24 protein-coding genes and 4 pseudogenes are annotated in these 25929 nt (G+C 65.0%); 8 read left to right on the forward strand and 20 right to left on the reverse strand.

The window, feature by feature from the left end; all coding sequences use genetic code 11:
* The first annotated feature begins 82 nt into the window (after window positions 1-82).
* The 3 genes from JWS14_RS46605 (at window position 83) to JWS14_RS46615 (ending at window position 2766) form a co-directional block, all read left to right on the forward strand.
* Window positions 83-727 carry a type II toxin-antitoxin system CcdA family antitoxin gene (locus JWS14_RS46605; RefSeq protein ID WP_241031865.1) on the forward strand — a complete coding sequence of 215 codons (645 nt, stop codon included), beginning with the start codon at window positions 83-85 and terminating at the stop codon, window positions 725-727.
* 141 nt (window positions 728-868) lie between these two features.
* Window positions 869-1144 carry a DUF4258 domain-containing protein gene (locus tag JWS14_RS46610; RefSeq protein ID WP_206016997.1) on the forward strand — a complete coding sequence of 92 codons (276 nt, stop codon included), beginning with the start codon at window positions 869-871 and terminating at the stop codon, window positions 1142-1144.
* Between the two features lie 221 nt (window positions 1145-1365).
* Window positions 1366-2766: a ribonuclease H-like domain-containing protein gene (locus tag JWS14_RS46615; protein WP_206016998.1), complete on the forward strand. Its 1401-nt coding sequence runs from the start codon at window positions 1366-1368 to the stop codon at window positions 2764-2766.
* Between the two features lie 240 nt (window positions 2767-3006).
* Here JWS14_RS46615 and JWS14_RS46620 read toward each other — a convergent pair whose 3' ends face one another.
* Window positions 3007-4140, reverse strand: a complete 1134-nt coding sequence (locus tag JWS14_RS46620; RefSeq protein WP_206017310.1) for an IS630 family transposase — start codon at window positions 4138-4140, stop codon at window positions 3007-3009.
* Between the two features lie 133 nt (window positions 4141-4273).
* Here JWS14_RS46620 and JWS14_RS46625 point away from each other — a divergent pair, with 133 nt between their 5' ends.
* The 3 genes from JWS14_RS46625 to JWS14_RS46635 all read left to right on the forward strand — a co-directional run bounded on the left by JWS14_RS46625 (window position 4274) and on the right by JWS14_RS46635 (window position 6047).
* Window positions 4274-4639: a hypothetical protein gene (locus JWS14_RS46625; protein ID WP_206016999.1), complete on the forward strand. Its 366-nt coding sequence runs from the start codon at window positions 4274-4276 to the stop codon at window positions 4637-4639.
* Window positions 4640-4951: 312 nt separating this feature from the next.
* Window positions 4952-5413 carry an SHOCT domain-containing protein gene (locus tag JWS14_RS50885; protein ID WP_241031866.1) on the forward strand — a complete coding sequence of 154 codons (462 nt, stop codon included), beginning with the start codon at window positions 4952-4954 and terminating at the stop codon, window positions 5411-5413.
* A 25-nt stretch (window positions 5414-5438) separates the two neighbouring features.
* A complete protein-coding gene (locus JWS14_RS46635) occupies window positions 5439-6047 on the forward strand; it encodes a hypothetical protein (protein ID WP_206017000.1) in 609 nt (202 codons plus the stop codon).
* 379 nt (window positions 6048-6426) lie between these two features.
* On the opposite strand, the gene JWS14_RS46640 is transcribed toward JWS14_RS46635, so the two are convergent.
* Window positions 6427-8376 (reverse strand): hypothetical protein, encoded by a 1950-nt coding sequence (locus JWS14_RS46640; protein ID WP_206017001.1) that lies wholly within the window; start codon window positions 8374-8376, stop codon window positions 6427-6429.
* A 25-nt stretch (window positions 8377-8401) separates the two neighbouring features.
* On the reverse strand, window positions 8402-9199 hold the full coding sequence (locus JWS14_RS46645) for an O-antigen ligase family protein (protein WP_338051850.1): 798 nt from the start codon (window positions 9197-9199) through the stop codon (window positions 8402-8404).
* A 301-nt stretch (window positions 9200-9500) separates the two neighbouring features.
* On the opposite strand from JWS14_RS46645, the gene JWS14_RS46650 reads away from it, so the two are divergent.
* A complete protein-coding gene (locus JWS14_RS46650; RefSeq protein WP_206017003.1) occupies window positions 9501-10562 on the forward strand; it encodes an IS110 family RNA-guided transposase in 1062 nt (353 codons plus the stop codon).
* A gap of 132 nt (window positions 10563-10694) precedes the next feature.
* A pseudogene (locus JWS14_RS46655) lies at window positions 10695-11126 on the forward strand (IS21 family transposase); the annotation flags it as partial.
* On the opposite strand, the pseudogene JWS14_RS50890 reads toward JWS14_RS46655, so the two are convergent.
* The 17 genes and pseudogenes from JWS14_RS50890 to JWS14_RS46720 all read right to left on the reverse strand — a co-directional run.
* Window positions 11127-11681: pseudogene (locus JWS14_RS50890) on the reverse strand (YveK family protein); the annotation flags it as partial.
* Between the two features lie 80 nt (window positions 11682-11761).
* On the reverse strand, window positions 11762-11914 hold the full coding sequence (locus JWS14_RS52290; protein WP_338051797.1) for a hypothetical protein: 153 nt from the start codon (window positions 11912-11914) through the stop codon (window positions 11762-11764).
* A 101-nt stretch (window positions 11915-12015) separates the two neighbouring features.
* Window positions 12016-13254, reverse strand: a complete 1239-nt coding sequence (locus tag JWS14_RS46660) for a ScoMcrA-related endonuclease (protein WP_206017004.1) — start codon at window positions 13252-13254, stop codon at window positions 12016-12018.
* Window positions 13255-13597: 343 nt separating this feature from the next.
* A complete protein-coding gene (locus JWS14_RS46665; protein WP_206017005.1) occupies window positions 13598-13777 on the reverse strand; it encodes a YegP family protein in 180 nt (59 codons plus the stop codon).
* A gap of 182 nt (window positions 13778-13959) precedes the next feature.
* A pseudogene (locus JWS14_RS52295) lies at window positions 13960-14297 on the reverse strand (DUF6308 family protein).
* Window positions 14298-14432: 135 nt separating this feature from the next.
* Complete coding sequence (locus tag JWS14_RS50905) at window positions 14433-14711, reverse strand: hypothetical protein (RefSeq protein WP_241031868.1); 279 nt, start codon at window positions 14709-14711, stop codon at window positions 14433-14435.
* A gap of 98 nt (window positions 14712-14809) precedes the next feature.
* Window positions 14810-15040 (reverse strand): hypothetical protein, encoded by a 231-nt coding sequence (locus tag JWS14_RS50910; protein WP_241031869.1) that lies wholly within the window; start codon window positions 15038-15040, stop codon window positions 14810-14812.
* Window positions 15037-15375, reverse strand: a complete 339-nt coding sequence (locus JWS14_RS46675) for a hypothetical protein (protein ID WP_206017006.1) — start codon at window positions 15373-15375, stop codon at window positions 15037-15039. The genes JWS14_RS50910 and JWS14_RS46675 overlap by 4 nt, the downstream gene beginning before the upstream one ends.
* 656 nt (window positions 15376-16031) lie before the next feature.
* Window positions 16032-16586 carry a hypothetical protein gene (locus JWS14_RS46680; RefSeq protein ID WP_241031870.1) on the reverse strand — a complete coding sequence of 185 codons (555 nt, stop codon included), beginning with the start codon at window positions 16584-16586 and terminating at the stop codon, window positions 16032-16034.
* 77 nt (window positions 16587-16663) lie between these two features.
* Entirely contained in the window at window positions 16664-16840 is a 177-nt protein-coding gene (locus tag JWS14_RS46685; RefSeq protein WP_206017007.1) for a hypothetical protein, read from the reverse strand.
* A gap of 323 nt (window positions 16841-17163) precedes the next feature.
* Window positions 17164-17964 (reverse strand): N-formylglutamate amidohydrolase, encoded by an 801-nt coding sequence (locus JWS14_RS46690; protein ID WP_206017008.1) that lies wholly within the window; start codon window positions 17962-17964, stop codon window positions 17164-17166.
* A gap of 143 nt (window positions 17965-18107) precedes the next feature.
* A complete protein-coding gene (locus JWS14_RS46695) occupies window positions 18108-18797 on the reverse strand; it encodes a DUF8176 domain-containing protein (protein ID WP_241031871.1) in 690 nt (229 codons plus the stop codon).
* A gap of 24 nt (window positions 18798-18821) precedes the next feature.
* Entirely contained in the window at window positions 18822-20045 is a 1224-nt protein-coding gene (locus JWS14_RS46700) for an insoluble domain protein (RefSeq protein WP_206017010.1), read from the reverse strand.
* 113 nt (window positions 20046-20158) lie between these two features.
* Window positions 20159-21538: a CpaE/TadZ family protein gene (locus tag JWS14_RS46705; protein WP_206017011.1), complete on the reverse strand. Its 1380-nt coding sequence runs from the start codon at window positions 21536-21538 to the stop codon at window positions 20159-20161.
* A gap of 2 nt (window positions 21539-21540) precedes the next feature.
* Window positions 21541-21888, reverse strand: coding sequence for a hypothetical protein (locus JWS14_RS46710; RefSeq protein WP_206017012.1), 348 nt, complete (start codon window positions 21886-21888; stop codon window positions 21541-21543).
* A gap of 140 nt (window positions 21889-22028) precedes the next feature.
* Window positions 22029-22742, reverse strand: a pseudogene (locus tag JWS14_RS46715) (type IV secretory system conjugative DNA transfer family protein); the annotation flags it as partial.
* Window positions 22743-22774: 32 nt separating this feature from the next.
* On the reverse strand, window positions 22775-24919 hold the full coding sequence (locus JWS14_RS46720; RefSeq protein ID WP_206017014.1) for a type IV secretory system conjugative DNA transfer family protein: 2145 nt from the start codon (window positions 24917-24919) through the stop codon (window positions 22775-22777).
* Between the last annotated feature and the right edge of the window lie 1010 nt (window positions 24920-25929).

A 25929-nucleotide genomic window follows, 5' to 3' on the forward strand; every position in this document is an offset into this window, starting at 1 on the left:
AGAATTGGGCTAGTGGTGTGTAGTGTTGACACTATGCGCATATGCCACATAGGCTGTTTACGGATGGAGGGAGACGAAGAACATGCCCCGAGTGAACGTGTATCTGCCTGACGACCTCGCAAAGGCCGTGAAATCGGCGGAGATCGAGGTCTCCGCGGTTTGCCAGCAGGCCCTGTCCGATGCAGTGAACCTGCGCTCCCGCGACATCACCTCGCAGCTTGAAACTGGTGGAGGCAGCGATGCGCGTCAGGGCCACCATCCCCGCGGTCCAGCGGAAGGGGGTGCAATCATCGGCCGCCGATGGGTCAGGGAGGCAGCAACGTTCCGCGACCTTCAAGTCCTCGACACCTGCACCTTCGGCGACGATGACGATGACGACCTACCGCCGATGCTGTTTTCCGACGACTCTGGATCGACTGCGATTGCGTTGAACGGCTGGGGATCCCTGCGGAAATGGTTGATCGACGAAGGCCACATCGACCCCGAAGACGATGAGTTCGAGCTCGACGATTGGTGGCGCGGACTTATCGAGGGCGCCCAAACCGCATGGGACGAGCTGCGGACGCTCGTGACCGAAGACGACACCGTACTACGCCGGCGCCGCATGATCCTTACCAACCTCGAGGTCGACGAACTCACGCAACGGCCCGCCAAGCCCGGCGCGACACCACATCCTGCCGCTGAGGACTCCACACCCGAAGACCCGACAGCGTCGACCGAACAATAAGCAGCGAGGGGCCCGCGCCAACGAGCCCCTCGTGCCAGGTTCCGCCCGTAGAGAGCAAAACCCCCACCACCACTCTACGGACACAGACCTGGCGCCACGACACCGCGCATTCCCGCGCGGATCAATCGAGAGGACCAGGTCATGTCACCAACCACCCCGCCCGAACGCTGGACGTACACCCACCACCTCCGCCAACGGGCCCTCGAACGCGGCATCACCGACTCCGAGATCCGCACGGTTCTCGACGACCCGGAGGTCACGTACAGCCAATCCCGGTACGGGCCCACCCGGCAGGTCCGTCAACGCGGCGATCTCGGGATCATCGTCGACACCGACAGCCGAGCCGTGATCACCGTTCTTTTCCGTGCGCCCGAGCGATGGATCGCCGGCACTGACGACCGGACGGTGGCGGCATGAACGCCGAGACAACGCCGTGGCTGTCAAAGATTGACCTGACGCGCTACCTCCGATGCCCTCAAGGGTTCTTCCTGCTGCGGAAAGGTGAGGTCGGACACGCCGCATCACCGGGATCCCGCACACATGCACTGATGGACGCGGGCACCCTCTTCGATGAGGCTGCCCGCGCTGACACAGTCCCAATCGTCGATCACGCAGGGCGGGCAGTGCCACTGGCCGACATGCTCACGACCGACCGGCTCGTGTACACCAACCATCTATTCATCAACCGGGAGTATCGGTTTCGGGGTGTACCCGATGGGATCAACATCGGGAATGGCCGCCTGGAACCGGTGGAGATCAAGAACCGGAGATGGGTAGGCCGGTTCGATGAGTTCGAGCTCGCGTTCTACTGGGTGCTGCTACAGCCGCACCGCACCGTCACAGCCGCCGAACCAGCCGGGTGGCTGCAACTGGCAGACGAAGCCGGCCGCGCGGCCGAACCGATTCGCGTGGCGATTCGAGCGGAAGTGATCGCAGCGGTTCACGAGGTGGCGCATCGCGCCAGATCCGTCCTCGTCAACGGTCTGGAACCCTTCTGGTGTGACTGCGACGTGTGCGCGCAGGACCCGCAAGCCTCGCTGCCGTCAGTGCGTCGCACTGCACCCGTGTCCGTGGTGAACGGGATCGGGCGCAAGAAACGGGCAGCTCTCGAAGCGGGGGGCATCACCACGGTCGGCCGGCTCGCCGAAATGACGACCGTCGACGCCTGCGAGGTGTTTGCGGCCACCGACCTTGCAATACCTTCCGAGTCGACGCTGCAGGCTTGGCAAGCCCACGCGGCGGTCTTCATCGAGAACCGGCCGCGCGTCCAACCAGGACAGCACGAGCGAGTACCCGACCAGTTCATCGCCCTCGACCTCGAATACCAATCCGAAGCACCGGCCGTGGTGTGGCTGCTGACCGCACAAACCGTCGGAATCGGCACTCCGCACCGGATCACCGTCTTCGCAGACGATAACCATCAGGCCGACCTCGTCGTGACTTTCGCCGACTTCCTGGCCGAGCACCCTGACCTACCGGTGCTCACCTGGAACGGCACAAGCGCCGATCTCAAGTGGCTGGAGAAGCTGATCGCCCGCACCGACCCTGCCGAAATCGACGGGCAAGCATTCATAAACAACCTACAGACACGGCACATGGATCTGCTCCAATGGACCAGAACAGCACTGTCTCTGCCGATCCCAGGACGAAAGATCAAAGACATCGCCGCATGGCTCGGCGTGGAGAACAACAGCGACATCGGGAACGGCCTCTACGCCAACTCCCTGTGGCACCAATACATCACCACCGGTGACACCACCCTCAGAGATCGGCTCATCAACTACAACCGCACCGACGTCGCGATCCTGATCGAGGTCGCCCACCACCTCCGGGCAATCCACGAACAGACCTCGGTGCCACCCTCAGCAGTCCCCATCGAACGAGACGACCTCCACCACCACGAGACATCCCCACAGCCGAGAACCAGCCACCGCAGGCACCGCCTCGCGGACCTCCACTACAGACTCCGCTCACTGTTTCGCTACCTCGACAGACATTCCGAGATGTCGGCCGCGGCCCGGCTCGCCGACCACGGATGATCCGCGACCCGTCTGCGCGCCGATCACCACATCGTCACTGCCGGACTAAGAACACAGTGCGGCGGCTCTGGAACCTCTGAGCTTCCGGACGAGTGCCGTCCCCTACCGGTAGAAGACAGGTCCCCATCGGGCGGCGTCTCCTCGGCATCGCCGGTCAACCGACCCCGACAGTCGCCGACCGATGCCCTCACTACGTGCGGGGTGACGACTTAGTGGTTGGGTTCATAAATTCGTCGGGGGTCATGCCGCTTGTCGGGTTCGGTCGTGGTGGTCGAGTCGTTCGAGGTGTCGGTGCAGGTCCGCGGTGGTGTAGCGCCACTTGAACGGCACAGCGGTGGCGTTGTACCGGTCCTCGAAGTCGAGCAGGCGCCGTTCGACATCATCGAGGTCTTCGAAATCGTTGGGCGAGAGCACCTTGCGTTGAATGATCGAGAAGTAGATCTCCACCTGGTTCAGCCAGGAGGCGTGCTTTGGGGTATGGACCATCACCGCGTTCGGATACCTCGCGGCCAGCCGATCGATCGCGGCCCGTCCACGATGTGAGGACCCGTTGTCGACAACCCAGAACACCCGGGCTGCGGAGGCGTATGGCTGCTGGCTCATGACCTGGTCGACGAGGGCGGTGAACGGGTCGATGCCGGTTGTGGTTTCACATCGGCCGAACACCCGGGCGTGGTGGACGTCGTAGGCCGCCAAATAGGCCAGTGCCCCACCACGGCGGTAGTCGTGATTGACGCGCATCGGCCGGCCTGTGTCGGCCGGCTGCGTGGGATGGCAGCGCCGGCGGGCCTGGATGGACGGTTTCTCGTCCGCGGAGATCACGTACTCGTCCGCCCCCAACTCGACTCCGTCGTACCTGCGGGCATAGAGATCGACGACGACGGCCGCCTTCATCTCGAACTGCGGGTCTCGGATGAAGATCCACGATTGGTACTGCCAGGGTTTGAAGGCGTCCTGTGCGAGCCAGCGTCGGACCGTCGTGGCCGAGGCGCTGATGCCGTCGATCAACAACTGCCGGGCCAACTCCGGGGCGCTCCACCGCGACAGGGGCAGCTCGTGCTCGGTGGGAAGCTGACATGCCCACGCCTTGACCGCGGCGACCTGCGACGGGGAATACCGCGGCGGGCGTCCCGAGCGTGGCGCGTCGGTGAGTCCTTCGATTCCTCGGTGATAGAACCGGGCCCGCCACTTGCGGGCCGTGTCCACGCAGACACCGAGCTCGGCCGCGATGTGGGCGTTCGAGTCGCCGTCGGCCGCCATCAGCACGATCAACGCCCGCAGCACCGTCCTCTGCGGTGTGCTCCCGGCCCGCACCCAACCGTCGAGCACCTCGCGGTCGTTGCCCGTCAACACCACCCGGTGCGGGCTGACCATCACCACGACACACCATCCACCGAAGAACAACTTGGATCACTCACGGCACATACACCACACCGGCCACAGCAATCCCCGAGCAACGACACGCCGGCCGCCACGAAAGCCGTGCCGATCGGGCACCATCACAAACATGCCGACGCCACCGGAATCGACGAAGAGCTCGCTGCGCTGGAAACTGCTGGATCGGGCCCGGACCAGGTGGCCGCAACTGGCCACGATCAACACCCGATTCCGCAGCAACTTCGCCTACGTCGACGGCGTGCTGACCGACGGGACGGTGATCCCGTTGATGCGACTGCGGTACGGCGGATCCGCCAGTGTGTGGGGATTCGCGATCTACCTCAACAGCAGCGGCAAGTACCAGGACTCGGTCCTGCCCAACGGAAACTTCGCCGGCAGTGTCGAGGACGCACTCGACTGCGCCTGTGGCCTGTACCTTCGGCGACCCGACCGCCTGGCAACAACCCTCGACGAACTTATGAATCAGACCACTTAGTCGAGGCACGCATGGGGTATCGCATCGTTGACGGGCGCGGTCAACAACGGCCAGACCTACGCCCGCAATCGGGCCTTCCGCTGGTGCGCTACGGGCGCAGGGGAACGCGAATGTCCGCACTTCATCTCCCACCATTGTCCGACGCGACGCCGGGATGGCAGAACGGTTCCTTGGCCGCAAACGGAACAGGTACGTAGGGTTCGTTGCGATCGTATGGATGTCCGAGTTCGTCATCCGGAGAGGCCCTGGAGCAGAGGGCGATTCGGACACGTTTAATCTCGGAGCATGGGCCTACTATCCGACAAGCACCTTGTGAAGATCTCCGCGGAGCTTCAGCCTGGCGAAGATGTGCTTGCATCCGTTCTTGCCACCGTCGTCGATAAGTCATTCGGCGCGTCCGGCACCGTTCGCGGCAAGCTCGTGCTGACCAACCGTAGGTTCTTCTTCAGCGGGGACGGGCGCGGCTCGAGTCAACATCGCGCAATTCCACTGCAGCACGTGACGTCTGTCGATCTCCATAAAAATCTCATGTTCGCCCAGGTGATGATCACTTTTGCCGGGGGAGTATCCAGGTGTCGCGTCAAGTACAACGATGCCGCCCCCTTTGTGAAGGTCGCGCAGGACGTCGTCGGAGGCCGGGTCGACTCCCCCGCGCCATCCCCTATCCCGGTCACATCCGCAGCCGACGAACTGGCGAAGCTCGCGCAACTACACGCACAAGGTGTCCTCACCGACGCCGAATTCGCAACCGCAAAGGCAAACGCGCTGAGATAGGCCACAACAAAGAAAGGAGCCCGACGTGGGCGGGTTCTTGATCTCGGTAGGTTTGATTATTTTCGGCTGTGGTCTTATTGCATTGATTCGCGGGCGGATGGAGTGGGCGCGAATCAGGTCGCGTAAAGCTGCAGGACTCATCATCGGCGGCGCAATCGTCATCACGGGGGTCGGTGGCGCACTGTCACCAGTACGCGACACCCCCACTCACGCAAGCGACGCCGCCACCGCTGCTACCACTACCACTACGAGTGCAACACCGGTATCCCCTAGCACGTCATCGCAAGTCTCAACGCCTGCTTTGCCGCCCTCCAGTGCTGCACCCGTACTGATCTCACCCACGAGCGCTTCGCCGGCGACGACTGCCGAACTCACCGCTAACGAGGTGTGCGACAGAGAGCCGTGGCCACTGCAACTTCCCGATGTGCAGGGCCTAGACTTCAATACAGCCTCGACAGACACCCTGTTTTGCTTCAATCTCACCGTTGCGACGGCCCCAGACGGACACGACGTGATGAACGATCCCGCGAATTCAACCTACGAGTGGTTCATCTCCAACGAATCGCCGCAACCCGGTACGCCGATGGACCGAAGCACACCAGTAACACTGCAGCTCCGCCGCGAATCGCACTGACCAGGGCGCGTCAGATGCTCTCACCGTCCCGCATGGATGCCGCCCAGGCCCAGACGGCATCCATGCTTTATGGGAACCGGCGGAGCGGACCAATCCGAGGTGGCGTGCAGCATCAACCCAGACGCGCCACCGAAGCGGTTGATCCTGAGGCCGAGCTCTCCCCGGCATCGAGACCGACCGTTACCGGCATAGGGAAACCCAAGACGACCGCGACTCGGCCCGAGATCTGGACCGAAAGGGCGAGGTCGCGAGTTCACCCGGGTCCCCAAGGACCTCGAGCGGGCGTACCCTGACCGAACCCCCACGCGCACTGCCGACGCTGCCGCCAAACACAGACCGGTGGACCGATCGAATTTGCAAGGTATGCGCCCTTGTTCGGCTAAAAACCGAGCAGGATTCGCCGACAACGCTTATCGGATTTCGGCTCAGCGGCCAGTTCCGGGTCACTGAGGATCTTTTGTACTACCTCAATGCCTAGTTCGAGGGCAAGTTGTGAGTCAGCTTGCAGTTCACCACCGGCGATATTCGCACCGTGCACCAGCTTGCTGCGCAGGCCGTAGATCTTTCCGCCGTCCTCCCATATCTTCATACGGCGTTCCATGTCCGAGCCCGCGAGTAAAACGGCCATCGAGCCGGTGGTCTGAAATCTGATTTCCGGGTAGCCGCCCAAGAGGCCCTCCCACGCGACGACCGCGTCGACGAGCTGGTCGTCGGGAGTGTGACGTTCCGAGGCTGCACGAAGCAACCTTCGCATCGACAGCACCAAGTGGGTCGGCATCGCGGTGACCTTCGGCAGCCAGTCGCGCAGCTGGTCGGCGACCTGAGTCGACAGTTCCCGCGCCTCCGGGTAGGAAGCGCTGTTTAGCAGCGGTCGCGCTGATTGACTCAACGGACTGACCGTGGTGGTGAACACGGTCGTTGACCCCAGAACTTCGTCCGACCCAGACAGCAGGATTGCGAAGCGCAGACGTTCCATCTTCCGGTCGAGCGAGTCACGGTGGGCTCGTATCTTCTTCTCGTTCATGCTCCGACGTTTGTATTCCTCTTTCGTCGGGTCGGCTCTCTGGTGAAACTGCGCAGGTGCAGTTGGACTTGCCGCCTTCCTCACGCAGTTCTCAAGACATTCGAACTCGGTGTCGATCTCGACGATGGTCGGTATCTGCGAGCCGTCGCCGGAATCCCGGAAATCGAGCGGCGTCGACCGACGCAGCCGAATACCGTCGCCCTGGATCGAGTCGACATCATCACTGAGGCGTAGTCCCCTCAGTCCGACTACGGTGGGCACTGTGACGGTCTCACCGGCCGATAGACGTCGTGCTACCGCAAGGTTCTCGAGAGTGGACTTCTGGACCGCCGCGACAACATCACGCGGCTGAAAACGAGTTACGCCGGCATTACCGAGGATGGCCCACGGAAGCTCGGAGAAATGCAAGGTAGAGCGTGACCCATCAGTCCAGAGTTGCTCGGTCGAGAGCATCGTCAAATTCTGGCGCTCGGCCAGTCGCTCGGGTTCGAGGGTCGCCGCTCGCGCGTCCTTGGACGATGGCGCTTCCTGACGCTCACTCGCTATATCGACCTCGGGATCTGTCGAGTTCTGCCCTTCTTCCGGCGCATCAACTACCGCAGTCTCATGTACCTCTTCTGTGGACTTTCCGCGTTTTGCCTCGGCATCTTCTCCAGGTTGAGCGTTTGCCTCCGCTGCGGAGGGTGCCGCGAGTAATTCGGATTGCTCATGGTTTGACGCATCCGTCGCCGACGATTCGCTGACTACAGTCAGTAACGGGGACTGCTCGGGCTCAGCTGCTATGGCGTTTTCGAAGATGGTGAGCAGTGGTTCGTGTGTACCGAAGCGTTCGTTCAACGCGAGCCTAGTAGGGTGCATATCGAGCACAAGATTGATGTGCGTAGTGCCCAGAATCCGGAAGCCGAGGAGATCGCGGGCCAGAATCTTAAAGGCGGCCTCAACGCTGCCATCGTCGACAGTCGTCGGCACTCGACCACCGCACCGTTCGTGCCATTCCGCAGCGCGCGAAGTCTTCAGATCGTCGACGTACTCACCGACTGCCCTCGCGATCGCAAGGCGCCGTTCGTCCGGCTCGGGGGCGCTCTGACAGATCCCTTTCCACAGCGCATACAGCTCCTCGAGAACACTGCACTGTTCCGGGGTCGGCACGACATACCTCAGACCGTGGCCACTGTCATTCGCGTACACATAATCAAGGAATGCCGAGCCGACAACGACCGTAAGTTCATGCAATGCCATAACGTAGCCGGGGCCCACGGCGTCACGGAACTCGGACCAGTCAGCGAAATCGGCGTACGTCTTCATGACCAAACTTTGACACAGTGGGTCGTCACAGGAACGACCGGATCTGGCCGACTCGCCCACCCGATCGCTGCGGGGATCGAGATGTGCCCGCAACAGCGTTGCGGGGGCTTGAAGTTGCAGCTCCTGGGTGCGTCGATCCGACTCGCCTGGTAGCGAAGATTATCAAGGAAAAGAACACTAGCGTTGAAGTGTTGGCCTGGACGGTCGGGTTGATCAGGGTCAACCAGGCCACGCCGATTACAAGGAGTGTTGCGAGGAGACGGTAGGGTCCCATCCCTTTCGTCGCCCTGATTGACCGAGCCAGACCAAAGACCACGAACACCAGCAGCCCCGCCGTGCCGATTATTCCTACACCAACCATGCTCTCTAGCCAGGTGTTGTCCAGGTTGCTGTAGTTCCTGAACAGGCTGTCTCGCATCGGAAGGCCGATACGGTGACCGCTGTAGTAGCCAAGACCCCACCATTCGTCCGTGCGAATGAGCGGAAGCACACGCTCCCACACGACCGTTCTTCCGGTTAGGGTTGTGAGCCCCTGCGCATCCTGGCCGCGTACGACGAAATCGATGACGATGTTCACGAGGTCATCTCGCGTCGCAACCCACCACCCTGTGGCGACGACGCTGGCCAGCGCGAACCAGCCAATGATGTTTGCGTTCTGGTTGCGGTGCATCACGCGAAACAGACAAACCGCCATGATGATCACCGCCACCGCAGTTACGACTCTTGATCGGGTGCCGAGCAAGAGCATGAAGTAGAGGAAGGCCAGGGTTACGTTCCACGGCGCTCGTGTGGTCCATCTAGGGCCAATCTTCAGGCATGTCAGCGGTCATGTAATTCCCCAGGTTGAGGGGTTTGTCCGTCACGTAATTCCGACTTGTATGAGTGTCAGCGGTCCGTGGTCGGGTCAGCTACCCGTAGCGTTCCGTAGCAGACCGGAAGGGCTGACTCGCGTAATTCCTGTCACCCGCCCGTTGGGTTGACCCTGGTAGGGGTGTGTCCACCCCTCCCGGTCTGCGTTCGCGGAGTGACTGAAGAGAGGCGTGACCCCAAGCTGCTGTGAGAGGTACTTGAAGTCGGATTGTCCTCCGCGGATCCCATCCTGACAGAGAAGGGAACCGTCTTCCATGATCGTCATCGGTATCGATCCCCACAAGTCCACCCACACCGCAACCGCGGTCGACCCGGCCACCAACACCGACCTCGGCTCGATCCGCATCGACGCCACCCTCACCGGCTACAAGACGCTGATCGCCTGGGCCAAGTCCTGGCCGCAACGCCAGTGGGCGGTCGAGAACGCGTACGGTCTCGGACATCACCTTGCGCAGTGGCTGCTCGTCCTCGGGGAGGTCACCCTCGACGTTCCGACCACCGCCACCGCCCGGGTCCGGGAACTCTCCCGCGGCGGCCGACGCAAGAACGACCGCATCGATGCGGCGGCGGCGGCGTGCGTCGCCGCCGCACAGGACGACGCCCGCCCGGTTGATCCGGAGGGTCCCACCGACATCCTGTCCCTACTCGATGAGCGACGAACAAACCTGTCGGGCAGCAGAACTCGCATCGTGAATCAACTCCACGCGCTCCTGCGGCAGCTGCTCGCCGGGGGTGCCCCGACCTCGCTCACCGCGGCCGCGGCCACGGCCTTGTTGCGGGGCTTCCGCGTCCGCAGCGAGGTGGACCGGGCCCGGGTCGGGCTGTGCCGCGACCTGATCGCCGACATCCGGCGCCTCGATAGTCAGCTCGCGGCGAACGAGAAGCAGATGGCCAAAACGCTCGACGAGCACGGCACCCATCTGCGGGAGGTGGACGGGATCGGTGCGGTGACCGCCGCCCGGCTGATCGGTCGCACGGGACGGGCCAGCCGGTTCCCGACCGCGGCGGCCTTTGCGAACTACAACGGCACGGCGCCGGTACAGATCGCCAGTGCCGACACCGACCGGCACCGACTCTCCCGCTACGGCGACCGACAACTCAACAGCGCGCTCTATACCGTCGCCGTGGTTCAGATCCGGATGCCCGCCAGCGCCGGGCGCGCCTATTACGACAAGAAGATCGCCGAGGGAAGAAAGCCCGCTGCGGCGAGGCGCGCCCTCAAACGTCACCTGTCCGATCACGTCTGGCGGATCATGCTCGCCGACGAAAAGCATCGTCTTCGACCAGAAAAGAATCAATCCGCCAGGGCCGCTTGACAAATAGAGAGGCACCCCACCCCTGGGGCGTGTCGGCCGGGGGTTCGGGTGCTGCTGCAGGTTCGCTCCTGACTGGGTCACCGACAACGGGGCCCGGGAAGGGGCCTGACGGTGGCGAGGAGAACGTGGACGATGATCGATCTGATGGAGTTGTTCCGGCATTGGCATGCCGGCCGGTCCCAGGTGCAGATCGCGGAGGCCCTGGATATCGACCGAAAAACCATCCGGAAATACCTGGCTCCCGCCGTGGCGGCCGGGTTGACACCGGGCGAGGGAGGGAAGTTCGACGAGCCGCTCTGGTGGGAGCTGATCACCGGATGGTTCCCGGAGGTCGGCGACCCGGCGGCGCGGGCGGGGACATGGCCGGCGATCGCCGCGCACCACGACTGGATCGACGGGCAGCTGACGGCGTCGGTGACGGTAGCGACGATTGCGCAACGCCTGCGCGACGACCACGGCGTCGCGGTGTCGGAATCGACCGTACGACGGTATGTGGCAGCACAATTCGCCGAGAAGGTGGCGGAGTCGAAGGTGACTGTGGCCCGTGGCGCGGTCCCGCCTGGCGAGGCTGAGCACTGCGTCGAGGCTGGCCTTGCCCGCGAGCACATTGCTGAGGCCGACAGATCCCATGACGCCGAGATACTTCGACACACGGGGCTTACGGAGGTCGCCCTCTACCAGGCATACGTTCTGCCCGCCCTCAGCCAAAACGAGGGCAATATTGATGGCAGTGGTGGTCTTGCCCTCGGATGGCAGTGAACTCGTCACGACGATGACCCGCGGCGGGTTGTCGACTTCGAGGAATTGCAAGTTGGTGCGCAGCTCTCGGTATGACTCGGCGCTGGAGGAGTTGCTGTCGGCGAAGTTGATCGCCTGCTGGGTCTGCCGTTCCTTGTCGAACGGAATGGTGCCGATCAAAGAGGATCTGGCCAGCTCTTCGACGGTGCGGCGGTCCTTGACGGTGTTGTCGAGCCGGTCCCGGAGAACGGCGAGCGCGATGCCGAGCAGCAACCCAACCGCCACGCCGAGCGCGAGGTTGCGCAGCGCGTTCGGAGATACTGCCGACGTCGGGGTCTGCGCCTGCTGCTCGACCACGACGCGAGCGGTGGCATCCGGACCGAGCCGCCAGTCTGCTACCGGGCCTCCTGGCAGCTACCCGGACCCCCACCTCGGATTCAGCCGGGGACGTTTGCGGGCGATCAACTTCGTCGCTTCGTCCAGCCCAACCCCCGCAGGCCATGCAGGGCCGTTTCCAGTGACCAGGCAGGCCACCCACCGGCGAGCGGCTCCGGTTCATCGACCAGGTCCCGATCCGGGCCCACCGCCCTCAGAAGGGCATTCAGCGCCTCCACATCGGTGATCAGGATCAGCCCCGGTGCGGGTCACCCGGTCGTTCACGAAAAGCGCCCGGCAGTCAGTGGCGGCAAGGTCACCGACGTGCACCCGGATCTGATCAGATAGCGCGCAGTCCTGAGGGCTCGGATCGCCATTCGTCCCAGTGCAGCTGGACCCAGGCCTTCTGCTTCGTGCTGAGCGTGATCCCCACCTTGTTTCCGTGAATATCACCGTACGACGGATACTTCCGGATCTCGTCCGTGATGTCGATGGTGCCGGCACTGTCGATCGCGATGAGACCGTGGTCGAAGAGCCGGTGGAGATCGCGGCGGAGCAGGAGTCCGCCTTCGCTGTCATGGACTCCGACGTCCGCGTAGCTGTACAAGTGGCACGCTTCCAACGTCTCCGCTGGTGATGGTCCGGTGAAGGCACAGTTCAATCCGTAACGCCGGATGAGTTCCGCGCGAAAGGCGGGTTGCCCGAGCCGCACTCGGACAGGGCGGGTTGAGTGACCTCCGCCCGAGAGCTGTCTGCTGGTGGCGTCGACGATCGTGAGCGGCTCTCCCGGTGCGGCCGCCTCGACCGCTGTCCGGAAGTCATCCCAGCGGAGTTCGCGGATACTGTTCTGCGAGTAGTTCTTCACGCACAGTGCGCGCAGTTGTGGGGCGTCGAGTACGCCGGCGAGGTCGACCCATCCCTGGTCGTGTGTCGTCCGAAATGTCTTGACGTTTGACTCGGTGAATGTCGGCTCGTCGAACTCGGTTCCACAGTCATAGCAGCGGTACCGCGGCTGCAGTGTCTTACGTTCCAGGTAGTTCGTGGTTCCGCACTCTCTGCATCGACCGATTGCCTTGGTCTTCTCGCCCTCGGCGATCGTTTCGATCACCGAGGCGCCGATGAGGTCGTTCTGGTCCCAGACGACGATGGCGTCGCCGGGAGAGACTTGGCGTGAGTTCGCCACATTGCTGTCCCAGCTGTAGTGGCTGGCGGCGTCGTCGTCGTACTTCTCCCCGCCGCCAAGTCGGCGGTACTCGGTTTTGGTCATCACCAGCCATGCGCGGCGCTGCGCGGGTGCACCCTGCGGTGCCGTCGTGAGGGTGAAGCCAAGGGATTCGAGCGCTCTGACCACTGTGTTTTGTCCGCCGGAGAATTCGGCTGCGGTCAACGCGCGGCCGGCGGCGTAGGCGTGGGCGACGCCGACGATCGCTTTCGAGTCGTACTCGCGTCCGTCGTGTAGGACCCGGTAGAACCGTGCTGGTGCGAAGCCGTACTTGGCAAGAAATTGGTCCTGCCCGAGTTCGTCGCACTCCGTGATGGCGGCGAGCACCGATTCACGGGTGATGTCAGCGAGGGTCACGGCCAAACAATAGCGGGGTGGACGACATAGTTATGGCTCCGGCACGCCCCAAACCAGGGCGCGTCACCGCACTTACAGGCGGATAGAACTTCCACGACAGTCGACACGCAATACTCGACCAACGTCCTCGCCGTCGATATGCCCGATCACAAGTACCGAATTCCCCTCGTAATGGACTCGGCTGCCCGATCGCGAAGTTCGCACTGCATTAGACATATGTGTGTTGAGGTAGCAGAAGAACCCCAGCAGCAGACCCGCGCACACCCCCAGCGAAATCCGCCAACCCCGCCCCGACCCCGCGAGCGGCGGTCTCAGTCATCGGCGCGACGGGGATCATCAAAGGTCAGGCCAGATCCTCGGTGGAGACGGCTGCGGCATTGTCCTTGATCGACGCGATCCCGGTCTGAGCCGCCGCCTTCGAGGTGTAGCCCTGGCTCGCCGCGATGATATCCCCGTTAGCTGCCTTCAGATGGAACCGGAACTTGCCGGCCGCGTCCTTGAAAAGCTCGAACTTCGCAGTCATCGCCCCTCCTCCGCCAGGTGTCCACGACGGTCGCGAACCCCGTGCGATCACGGTCTGCCGACCACACATCCACCGGCGGCCGAACACCCGGCGGCGCCGTCCGACCCGCAGTCCGGGACGTGTCATCTCCCCAGGTCAGAGCGCTCCTCGCGGCCGCGGTTCTACCCCGTCCATCCACGCGATCACATCGAACACCCGCAGCGCCGAGATCTCTTGTGGAGGCCGGCCTCCTCCCGTATCGACAGCAACAGGTGATGCAACGCGCCGTCGTCGGCGCGCAGCGCCTCCCGGACCGGGTTCAGATGTGTCCGCGCGGCGCCCAGAACCTCACTGACCACCGGATCCCAGATCGCTATAGGCCGGGGCGTGTGCGGGCGATCAACGTCGTTGCCCTCGTCCAGCCCACGTCCCGCAGGCCGCGGAGCGCGGTTTCCAGGTCCCAGGCGGGCCACCCTGGGGCGAGCGGGTCCGGTTCGTCGACCAAGGTCCCGATCCGGACCCACCGCCGCCAGAAGTGCACTCAGAACCTCCGCCTCGGTGTCCAGGACCGCCGCGCCGCCCTCGCTGGGACCTGCACCGACAGGAGGTGGTGCAGGCGATCACGGTCGCCCCGCGGTCTGCGTCCAGGCTTGGTCCGGCGACGGCTTCGTTCCGATCATCCGCGGCCATCGTCGAATTTCTCGAGGCCGACAAGCCAGTTCCGGGCACGACCGAGTGCTACATCCTTGTCAGCGTCGTAGGTGTCGGGCCACTCGATCCCGTAACTGTCGATGCGGCCGAGAATCTGAGTGGCAGTGACAATCCCGTCCTCCACGAGAGCCGCCACGAACACGCGGTCCTTCTCACGACCAGCGATGGCCTTGGACGCACACAGGTCGACCGGATCGAGACAAAAGCCCGTCCGCCCGTATTCCGACCCGTCCTCGACCTTCACCGCGACCAGCCGGTTGTCCCATTGCTTCGGCAGTACCACTACATCCCTTGTGGATCCCCTCGACGTACACGCCGAAAGACTCATGAAACGGTGAGCCTTCACCAAGCCGTCCGTTGAGGATGAGGATCTTTTCCACCACTGCCGGCGACGCCGGAAGCGTCGATGCCGCTCCGCGGAAACACATCGACCTCACGCGACAAAGTCGCGTACTCCGGCAACTCCGTTTCGTCATAGGACCCGAAAATCGACTGGGAGCCGAAGACAATCACCTGACCCTCGTCGAGGTTCGCGCAGGCCGCCTTGATGACCTGCTCGAGCTCCCGGTTCACTTCAGGACGACATCACGCAGATCATCGAGGACCTTCATGCGTTCATCCTCGGTCAGCAGCACGTGCAGCGGAGAAAGGTTGCGCATCTCGTTCCCAGTCTCGTCGTCCGACTCCACGATCTGACGAAGGGTCTCGACGTCGTTGTCCTCGACGATTCGTTCCCACCGATCCAGGAAGTCGGTGAAATACGGGCTGCGACTCACATGCTCGCGGACACTCTGCAGACTGCGGCGTACGCGGACCGTGTCGAGGGGCAGATGCTCGCGCTCGACCTTGTTCAGCATGGCGGTCTGCATGAGCTTCTGCCGAGTGACCTTCATATTGACGACGGTCATCTCTCGCTCCCTCATTGCTCAGGCCAACTACCGCTGCGGTCGGTGCCCACAGTGTACGGGTCCGGCCACCGTTTACGCAGGTCACCCCACGCTCACGCAGCGACGACCCGACCTCCATCCACCTATACGAACATGGGCTCACAGGACCATCCGCGCTACCGCGATCACCCCCCGATAGCGTCACCTGTCGGACGACGGCAGCCACTCCCCAACTGCTCGGAGATTCCCAGAGAAAAAGTGCGGACTCGGACATAAATGCCCGACACTCCCCGAGAGCGTCCACCACCGACGGCCGCGGTCCGGTGGCCCTGCGCGAGCCACCACACGCGTTACCCGGTGACTCAAGCTTCGATACGCCCTGCTCAATGAAAAGGCCCTGTTCAGGGAAAAGAGTGTCGTGTGCGTACCGGTACCTCAGCGCGCACCGCAGAATCCGGGATTATCGACTAGAGGAGCGCTATTCGCGGAAGTGAAGAGCGCGCTGACCTATGCCGCTCAGCCACCCGAGCCTGACCAGCTCGGCCGGCCCGGGCGTGGCGAGGTCGAGATGCAGCCGACTCCCGCACCGCTCTTCTGGTCGTCGCGATCATGGCCGTGAGGTGCCGATCCCGTCCTGCGCCCCGGGTGGTATCTCACTGACGAAGCCGCGCCAGCCGCTACATCCCCGCCTTTGTGGTTCGGTAGGCCTTCGCCGCAGCGATACCGTCGTCGTAGTCGCTGACGTACTCACCTGCCGCTCGGTCATACAGAAAGCCGACCGCCGCTGGATCGTGGGCCATGAACACGACGTCGGGCCGTCCGTTGTTGTAGCGGCGGTAGGTGTCATAGTCCCAGCCGTGGGGCGCGTAGTCGTCGTTCCATGCCAGCCGGGCGACGGGAACGAATCCGGCGTCGGCATAGATGTTCGGTAGAACCGTGTCGAAGCAGTCGAGTCGCCTCCCTCCGAGGACGGTGGCCTGGCGCAGCATCGAGGGAGCCGCGTTGGGATGCGCGCCATCGTTGTGGGAGAACACTGAGACGACTTCATCGTCCTTCAGAGCGACGCCAGCTTTTCCATCCTCGGTGACCAGCATCCGCATTTCGGCGTATTCACTCTCGTCATAGACGTAGACCGAGGATGCGTAGCGATTGTTTCTGGTCAGTTCCAGCATTTGGGTGCGGTACAGATCCGCATCCGACGACGGCAGCTCGTACAGCGTCGGGCTGGACAACCCACGCGCCGCGAAGTCGGCTCGCTCGGTATCAGGCCGGCGATGTGCGGCGAGCGGGTCGACTCGGCGGCCACCAATCAGAAGCCGAGTGCTTCGGCTTCCTCGATCTTCTCGTCCGTCCAGACCTGCTCGATCGCCTTGCGCTGCTCCGACGGCAGATCGGGCGTCCACCGGTACTTCCTCCAGAACGCCTCCCTGCGCTCCTGCGTCATCTGCTCGTGATTCATGGTGGTCAGCTCCTTCGGTTCGAACATCTTTCCCAGTGTTTCGGGCGCGGCTCAGTGCTTCGATTTGGTTCGCACGCAGTCTGTCACCTGCAGCCAAGCGGCGCTCGAGGTCGCTTCGTGCGGGTCCGGCTTCGCTCTCGATCGCCGACCACAGGTCTTGTTGGCCACCGGGTGTGGCGTCGTAGAGGGCTTGGATTTCGGCGTGGTTGGATTCGGCCTTGATGAGCCGTTGCTGGAGGTGGACGGCGTCGGGTTGGGCGTCGAGGTCGCGGCGGGCTTCGGTCAGCCGCGCAGCGGCGCGGGTGAGACGGTTGCGCATGTGCGGGCTGCAGCGTGGTCCGGGCTTGGGTTTACACATCGGCGCCGACCTCGGTTGCGGTGTCGATGAGTGCGGCAAGGTACGTGCCGAGCTGTGCGACCGCGTGTTTGCCGGGGCGACCATCAACGGGCAGGTAGGTGTCGCGGCGCAGCTCGATCATCACGGCGGATACGCATTCGTCGCGGCCGTAGCGGTCGAGCGGCACGTAACACCCGGTGTAGGGGGTGTTCTCAGCGATCTCCCCGAGGGGCCGGAAGGCCCGGCGGGTTGCGCTCGTCAACCAGTCCGGTGTGTGGACGGGATCCGTGCCGATGCACAGGGCTGGTCGCACTGCGGCCGGGTTCTCGAATCCAGACGGGCGTTCGGGGTAGGAGTGCACATCGATGATCACTGCTCGTCTGCATGCGGCGATGCGGTCGGTGACGAGTTCGGCGACGGCGCGGGCGTACGGACGGAAGTACTCGTCGAGGAGTGTCTCAGTGTCGGCGAATGGTTCGTCCCTTAAGGGTCTGCCGTCGCAGGTGCGGGTGTAGACGGCACCGCGGCCAAAGACTGTGGCCGGTTCGGAGGCGTCGGGGAACCGTTCGGGGTCGATGACCAGTCGGGAGAGGGCATTGTTCACGATCCACGGATGGGTGCGGGCGTGGTCGGCGCCGAGTGTGGCGATCAGGTCGGTGTCGGTATCGGTGGCCTCGTCCAGTTCGGCGTCGAGTGCCGCGTCGTCGAGCAGCAGCTGTGCGCGGACGTGCGGGGGAATCGTGCGTGAGGCGTGCGGTACGTGCAGGATCACCGGCGATGACGGGTGACCTGGCAGGATCGAGAAGCTGTTCATGCGTTCCTTTCGTGAGATCGGCTGGCGGCCAACCTTGGCGGTAGGTGGCGAACCGTGGCCGGTGGTCGAGCGCTCCGCCCGGACTACGTCCCCGTTCGGTCGGGTTCGTTGGCGGCAGCGAGCACTCCCTCCGGGCTAGTGACTCAGGTGAAGACATCGACGTACCAGCGCCCGTCGACCTTGTGGGTGGTCACGGTCTGGGTGCCGCGTTTGACCGGCTGGGCGGGCTGCATCACGGACAGATCGACGAGGTAGACCCCGTTGGACAGTTCGACGGTGCGGAGGCAATAGTTGGTGCCGATCGGGACCGCGTCGATGACCTTCTGCAGCTCGGGACCTGGCAGCACCGAGGAGGTGGGGGTGGCGAGGCCGCGGGCGGCTTCGCCGTTGCGCTGGCTGTAGTAGGCGTGGTTGAACGCTGCGATCACGCCCGCGCCGCTCTTCTGGTCACCGCGGTCGGCCCGGCATTCCCCGTCCGACGTGGACGTCTTTTCGGCCTGTTCGGGTTCGGGCAGGTTCAGGATGGGCAGCCCGTTCTCGTCAGCCGCTGTGGTGGCGCTGGGTGTGGCCGCGGTAGACGCGGTTTCACTGTCTCCGTTGCGCAGGTGGCTGATGGCCACCACGGCGGCCACGGCGCCGGCGGCCGCCGCGACGGCGGCCATCGTCTTCTTTCCCGGCCCGCGGCCGCCGCCGGGTGTGAGCGGTGGTGTGGCCGGGCTGCCGAGCGCCATGGTGCGGGCGCCCGGCGGGTTGCCGGCGGTGGGTGAGCCGTCGAGGAGGTCGATCACGGCGGGATGCCGCGACGGCTTTCGGCTCAGGGTCGGCTTTTTCATGGTGTGCACCCGCCTTCTTCGGTGTCAGTTGGCGGTCGGAATTCCGCCGCCGATGGCGTTCGAGAGCAGGTTCCCGGCCAGGCCGGGCGTGGCGTCGGTGAAGAACGTGTTCAGGGCGCCATCGACCTGGTCGATGATCTGTTCGCCGCCGGGCTGGGAAGCGACGAAGTCGCGGGCCTGCTGGTCGATCGCGGGCGCAGCGTGGGCTGTGTCCTGTACGGCGCCGGCGGCGGCCTGACCGACCGGGCCGGAGTTCTCCCAGTCGGTGAGCACGGTCTCGGTCTGCGTCGTCACGGCCGGCTGATCGATGTCCGGGACCTCGATCTCCTTCGGTTCGCCCTTGTCCCCGGCGGCGATCGGGGTGACCGCAGCGACCGCGACCGCGCCGCCGACGACGCCGCCGAGCGCTGCCGCGGGAAGCCCGAATGTCGCGGCCCCGGCTGCAGCACCGGCGCCGGTCGCGATGGCCCCGACCGGTGCCCAGCCGATGCCGGGGATGAACGCGTTGCCTGCGGTAGCGCCCACGAGTCCTGCGACGGTGCCGACAGCGGCCCCGCCGGCGATGGCGGCAGGAACACCGGCGGCAGCAGCACCGGTGACCACTCCCAGTGCGCCGGCACCGACTTGTGCGGCGGCGATCCGGTCGGCCCGGTTTGTTTCCACGCCGATCGACCGCCAACCGGTCGAGACCCCTGCCTGGACAACCGACATCGTGTTGTTGGTGCGGTCCCTGTCCAGGTCGCTGATCCAGTTCGGCTGCTTGATGTGCAGCTCACCCAGACGAAGGGTGTCTCGGGGCGCGATGAATGGTGCGGTCGGCTCCACCGGGGTCGGCAGGTGCAGCTGGTCGAGCTGCACCGGCTCGATCGAGTAGTTCTCTGGCTCGACATAGGCATTGGTGTCGTAGTCGTAGTTCGGGAGCGGCTGGTACTCGATGTTCTGGTACTCGGCGGGCGGCTCGACCCAGTACACCGGTTCCGTGGGGGTTTCGGGTACGGAGGCGGGTTCGGGTGTTGGTGTGGGGGTGGTGGTTCCGCTGGGGGTGTCGCCGCCGGTGACACCTTCCTGGTTGCTGCCGCCGGTGACACCGCCCTGGATCGGGTCGGCGAACGCGGACGGGGACAGGGCAATGCCGGAGGCCACGGCAGCGGTGATCACTGCCAGCGCGGTGGCGGCCTGGGTGGCGCTGCGGCGGCGGTGCCGGGCGCGGAGGGCGGCGCGGCTACCGGTTTTGATGTCGTTGCTCATCGAGCATCGCCTTTCATCTGGGTTCGCCCCTCGTCGGAGGGCCGGATCTTCATGGAATGGGAAGGATCGGAGGTAGGACGGTCACGCCCGAGCGGGCTGGCCGGGCCAGCGCATCAGCCCACGGCGCCCGCCATCAGGTCGACAACGGTGGCCGCGAGCACGGTCAACGCGTCCTGCGTCTCCCGCCGCAACTGGCTGAGTGCAATTCGCTCGCCGGAGGCGAACAACGGCTCGAACGGCATCCGGCACACCCTCAGTGCGGGGAGCGCGTTGACAACCTCGATCTCGACCCTCGGAACGTCACCGGGCCCGGCGGTGATGACCACGACGGTGCGGGCGAAAACGTCGGGCTGGACTGCTGCGATCGTGGCGAGGGTGCGCTGGGCGGCCGCGGCGGCGTCGCGGCGCAGCGGAACCGGGAGTATCACCGCGTGCGCGGCCGTGATCGCCCAGCGCCAACTCCCGGCATGGCTGGAATTTCCGGTGTCAGCGACCAGGACGTCGCGGTGACGGCCGAGGATCGCCCCGAGCGCTGCGGCGTCGTCGTAGCTCAGGGGCGAGTCGGCCCCGTCCCGCTCGGCGATGATGTCGGAGCCGGACGGCTGACGCGTCAGGTAGCGGGCAAGCGTGGACGGCCGGACGTCGGTGGCCGCCGGGTCGATCGCAGCCAGCAGGCCGACCACGTCCTTGCCCGCGGCTGGAGGAACGGCCACGCGATCAGCGAAGCTGCCGCCGACTTCGCCGAGGTCCATGCACGTGACGGTGGCGGGGCCTCGGTGCTCGGCCAGCGTCTCGGCCAGGCTGATCGACATCGGGGTCTTGCCGACGCCGCCCTTGAGGTTGGCGAAGGTGATCACTGCGTCCTCGGGGAGCGGGCGGGCGATCGTTGTCTGCGAATCGCGCAGTCGCCTCTCGAGCGAGTCCGTCTTCGGTGCGAGCTTGAGTCCGAGTATGGCGTTGAGTCGGCCACGCACACCGAGCCGAGCAGGGTCGCTCGCCGCAGGGTTCGCGCGCGGCGCGGACAGCTGCGGGAGCACGTCCAACGGGCCCGCGATTGGGCCTGTGATCGGCTCGGTCGGCCGCTGCCCCACTGGGGAAGGTGTGGAGACACCGAAGTGCGGCGGGGCCGCCTCGTAGGCGATCTGTTCGGCCGCCACGACCACCGGTCCGCCCGGCGGCGTGGCGACAGGCTCCGCCGCCACCGGTTCGGGCCCGGTCTGCTTGACGGTCGGCAGGGGCATGCTCGGGGCGCGTTCTTCCGTCTTCCCGTCCGGGCCGACGGTCAGGAACCGAGTGTCCTTTGCCGTCCGGTAGACGACCTCGACGTCAACGCCCTGGGTCTGCGCCATGCTGTGTAGGAACTCGTGCACAACAGTGGAGAGTGTTTTGCTCTCGTTCGCCTCCAGATTCATCGGAGGCACGTCGGCGTCCGCCAGGGTGGCGCGGGCAGTGGTCTTGGAGGTGATCTCGACATCAACGGTCGGCGGCGTCATCGTCAGCTGCCCCCGAAGGCACTGGCGCCGGACAGTGCCGTGTCCATGTCGTCGACGACGGCCTCGGCCGTTTCCAGCTCGGCGAGGGCCTTGTCACGGGCGCTTCCGTCGGGCAGCGCTTCGATGACGACGCGACGCTTGGACGAGGCGTCCCGGATCTCTGCGAGCCGTTCGCGGGTCAGCTCCTGCTCCTCACTGAGCTTGGCCAGCCATGCTGGGACCGAGCTCTTGAAGTACTCGCGCAGCGATTTGATGACAGGGTCGTTCGCACCCTTGGCGACGAACGGTCCGCGCAGCGCGGCCACGTCCTCGGTAGTCGGGGTGATCGATTGGGAGATACGGCGGCTCATGGGTGTTCCCTTCGGTGGTGGTGTTGGTGGAGCTGAGGTCAGTCGCCCTGGAAGGCGTTGTCGAGGAAATTCGGGAGTTCCCGCGAGTACCAGGTCATCGGCGTAAAGGTTGTTTCTGCGGGGGCCTGCTCAGGGGTTCGGATCTGCTCGGCAGTGGGCCGACCGTCGTCGCCGAGCGCGACGCCGCGGCCCTTGACGGAGGTGTCGACCTCACGGCCGACAGTCGAGTCGCCCCACATCATCAGCGCACCGTCCTGCGACAGGTTGCCGAGACTGATGCGGGTACCGAAGTTGTCGCGCGCGTTCCCGGACGCACCACCGAACAAACTGGCGTCGGGGCGCTGCACACCAAGCAGCAGCCGGATACCAGCCGAACGGGCAAGAACCGCGAGGTCGGCCCACGCCCCGAGCGGGTCGAGTTCTTTGAGCTGCGCCCGGGTCTCGTCGTCACCGGTCTTGGCCAGGCGCTGCCACTTACCGGAGAGGATGAAGAACTCGTCGACCGCGACTATGAGCGGCTGAAGCTCTGTCGGTTGTGTCCGGTTCTCCTGAACCCATGCCAGCCGCGCGTGCATCTCGCGGTGCAGTGCTCGGATCAGCTCGGCGGCATCCAGTGCATCGCCGATGATCGTGACGCAGTTCGGTTCGGTCTCGAGGCCGTCGAGTTCGGTCGCCTTCGGGTCGATGCCGACGAAGGGAATGCCGCGGCGTGCGGCCTCGGTCAGCGGGGTGCGGATCACCGACGTCTTGCCGCCACCGGTCGGGCCGACGATCAGGCAGTGCGGTCCGGCTGCGTGGGAGAAGATGTTCCAGGACAGGGTTTCACCACTAGCGGTCGTCGCGTAGGGCAGATGCATGTCGGTCCCTTCAGGCGGGTTCGCGGCGGTCATGCAGGCGCTCCTACGAGGTCGGGTTCGGGGAGGACGACGACGCCGGTGGCGTCGAACGTGATGCGGGTCTTCACACGTCCGGTGCCGACGGTCAGGACGGTTTCGGTGACCTCGCCCGTGGCGCCGCGGCGGACGTCGACCGAGTCGACGGTGACGGGGACGAGTTCGCCGTTGTCGTCGTCGACGAGGACGGTCTGGCCGGCCACTACTGCGGAGGCGGGAATGACGTCCGAGAAGTCGTCGTCGCCGGTGGGCGCGGCGTCCACAGTCGGTGACGTGGCGGACAGGCCGTCGTTGGTGGCGGTCGCGCCGATGACGATCGGCTCGGGAGCACGGCCGTGCCTGCGTGCTCGCTTGGCGAGGGCGCGCTCGGATTCGATGAACGAGGCCAGCTCCTGCGAGTAGCAGGTGAACTGCGGGGCCTCGGTGGGTTTGAGGCCGTCGATGATCGCCTTCTCACTCGCGGCGAGCTGGCTCCACTTGTTGGGGTGTCGGTCGACGTTGGGGGTCCACCACATCTGCGCGTCGACGGGGTTGCCGTCGTCGCCGAGCGCGATGCCGCGGCCCTTGACGGAGGTGTCGACCTCACGGCCGACGGTCGAGTCGCCCCACATCATCAGCGCGCCGTCCTGCGACAGGTTGCCGAGGCTGATGCGGGTACCGAAGTTGTCGCGCGCGTTCCCGGAGGCACCACCGAACAGGCTGGCGTCGGGGCGCTGCACACCGAGCAACAGCCGGATACCGGCCGAACGCGCAAGAACCGCGAGGTCGGCCCACGCCCCGAGCGGGTCGAGTTCTTTGAGCTGTTCGCGGGTCTCGTCGTCGCCGGTCTTGGCCAGGCGCTGCCACTTACCGGAGAGGATGAAGAACTCGTCGAGGACCGCGATCATCAGCGGCAGCTGCGAGCCCTCGATCTTCATCTGGTGGATGTAGGCGTTGCGGGCCATCATCTCGGTGTGCAGTGCGCGCACGAATATCGCTGCGCGCAGTGCGTCGTAGATGATCGCGCCGCAGCCGGGGTATCCCTCGAGGCCGTCGAGTTCGATCATCTTCGGATCGACGCCGACGAACGGAACTCCGCGGCGGGCGGCCTCGGTCAGCAGGGTGCGGATCACCGACGTCTTGCCGCCACCGGTCGGGCCGACGATCAGGCAGTGCGGCTTGTTGGAGCTGGTGGAGACGTCCCAGTACATGATTCGGTCGGCGGCACCGGTCGCATACGGCAGGTGCCGCAGGTTCTCGTCGACCAATTCGAGCGGGTGGTCGACGCGCGAGGGCATCGCGGTGACCAGACGCATCACCAGGTGGCCCTTGTCGGGGTACCAGTCGGTGGTCCAGTTGCGGCCGGACTCGTGCTGCCCTGCCAGGGAGGCGAGGGCTTCTTCGACCTTGAGCTGGAAGCCTTTGGCGCCTGCGTTCATCGACTTCTCGAACGCGATCCGGTAGCCGGTCTCGATGCCGGCCTCGTCGACAGTCTCTACGGTGACCTTCGGGTCCTTGAAGATCGAGGCGTCATCGAGCGCGCTCTGGAGGACCTTCTGGCGGTCGGAGCGGGTGTCCGGGGTGATGGTCTTACGGGCGATGATGATGCGGTCGTGGTGGGCCTCGTGGCGGACCTTGACCTCCCACTTGTCACTGCCGGGGAACGCGGCCGCGATCGCGCGGGAGACCTCCTCGAACTGCTTGGGCCGAATGACGGTGCCGCGGTGCAGTGTGATCGTCGCGCGGCGGATCACACGCCACCCGGGCGGGAACGAGACGGCGATCTTCTTCGGCAGGTGTCCGGTGCCCTGTCGGACCACCGATTCGAACATCTGCGACCACCTGTGCATGCGGTGGCGCAGGACGTCGACGATGACGAGCAGGGCAGCGGCGGCGACGAGCAGCACCCGGTGGCCGTGCAGCTTCGTCAGCACGCCGACGACGGTCTCGTTGCCGGTGGCCGCCGACATGAGGCGCGGGGAGTACACAGCAAGGCCGGCGGCGACGATGGTGATCGGCGAGAGCGGGGTAAAACGGCGGATGCGCGTCGGCTGGCCGTCCTCCCTGACCTGGTTGCCGCGACCGCCGCCGGAATCGCCGAAGATGTCGCGCCACGTCGCGACCAACCAGTCCTTGAGTGGGTCGTGATTTCCGCTCACCGCCTGCGCCTTTCGATCGTCTCGAGCCTGAACGCCGTCCGAGGAGGCGCCTTTGAGCACAGTGACAGAAACCCGCGATTTTCCTCAACGGGGTGTCCCCCTCGTGTGACGCACCCCCGGCGGTGCGACGAACACCGCTCTCGCACACGATCTCCAGGCCGGATTGCCGAACCCTCAACGCGTTCGACTCGCACCCTGACGGGCGCTCTGATCACCGCCTGTGTGAGCGGTGGTTGCATCGGTATGTCGACCGCTGCGCCGAGGGGACTCTATCGACCGCTGTTCGGCACGCTCGTTCGAGCGCTCTGCGGGGGCGTTCACCGAGTGCCCTGCGGGGCAATGTGGGACGCGGGATTCAGCGCCCGTGCGAGTGCTCTTTCCAGTGCTTTTTCGAGTGCTTCGCCACGCGCCTCTGCGAGCGGGTGTGCCCGCTCGACCGAGTGGTGTTGTGAGCGCTGCGGAAGGCGTGGACATGCGCGGCGGTGAGTGCTCGCCGCGGCACCGGTTCGAGCACTGCTCATAGCGTTCTACATGGGCGTTCCGAATAGCGTTGGCGCTGAGCGCAATTCTGGATTACACTCCCCCCCAAGGAACGCCGGGGGGAGTGGCCCCCGGAGGGGGTGGGCCTGGGAGGCGCTTTTTCGAGCGCTCGAATCCACCGCCGAAATCCGGCGCCGAATCCGGCGCCGTTTTCACCGCGCATCTGAGCGCTGTCTCCACGCACCGGCTCACTGGTGCTCGAGCCGCTCGCTGCGGACCTGCCGCGACAGCCCGTCTGGGCGCGGCCTTTGGACCCGCCGTCTGCACCGCGTACACGCACCGCCCGACCTGACGCCCGCAGAGCCCGTGTGGACCCATAGCTCGACGCTCCATCGCACTCCCATACGCGAGCCCCTACCCCCTGCGCCCCATAGGATCCTGATCACCGCGACGACACACGGGCCGCCCCCATCGATCGAATCACCGCGGGGAATCCCCTCACGCGCAGCCTGATTGCCGGCTGCCCATCG

The sequence above is a fragment of the Rhodococcus koreensis genome, from assembly GCF_017068375.1.
In the GTDB taxonomy this organism is placed as follows: domain Bacteria; phylum Actinomycetota; class Actinomycetes; order Mycobacteriales; family Mycobacteriaceae; genus Rhodococcus_F; species Rhodococcus_F koreensis.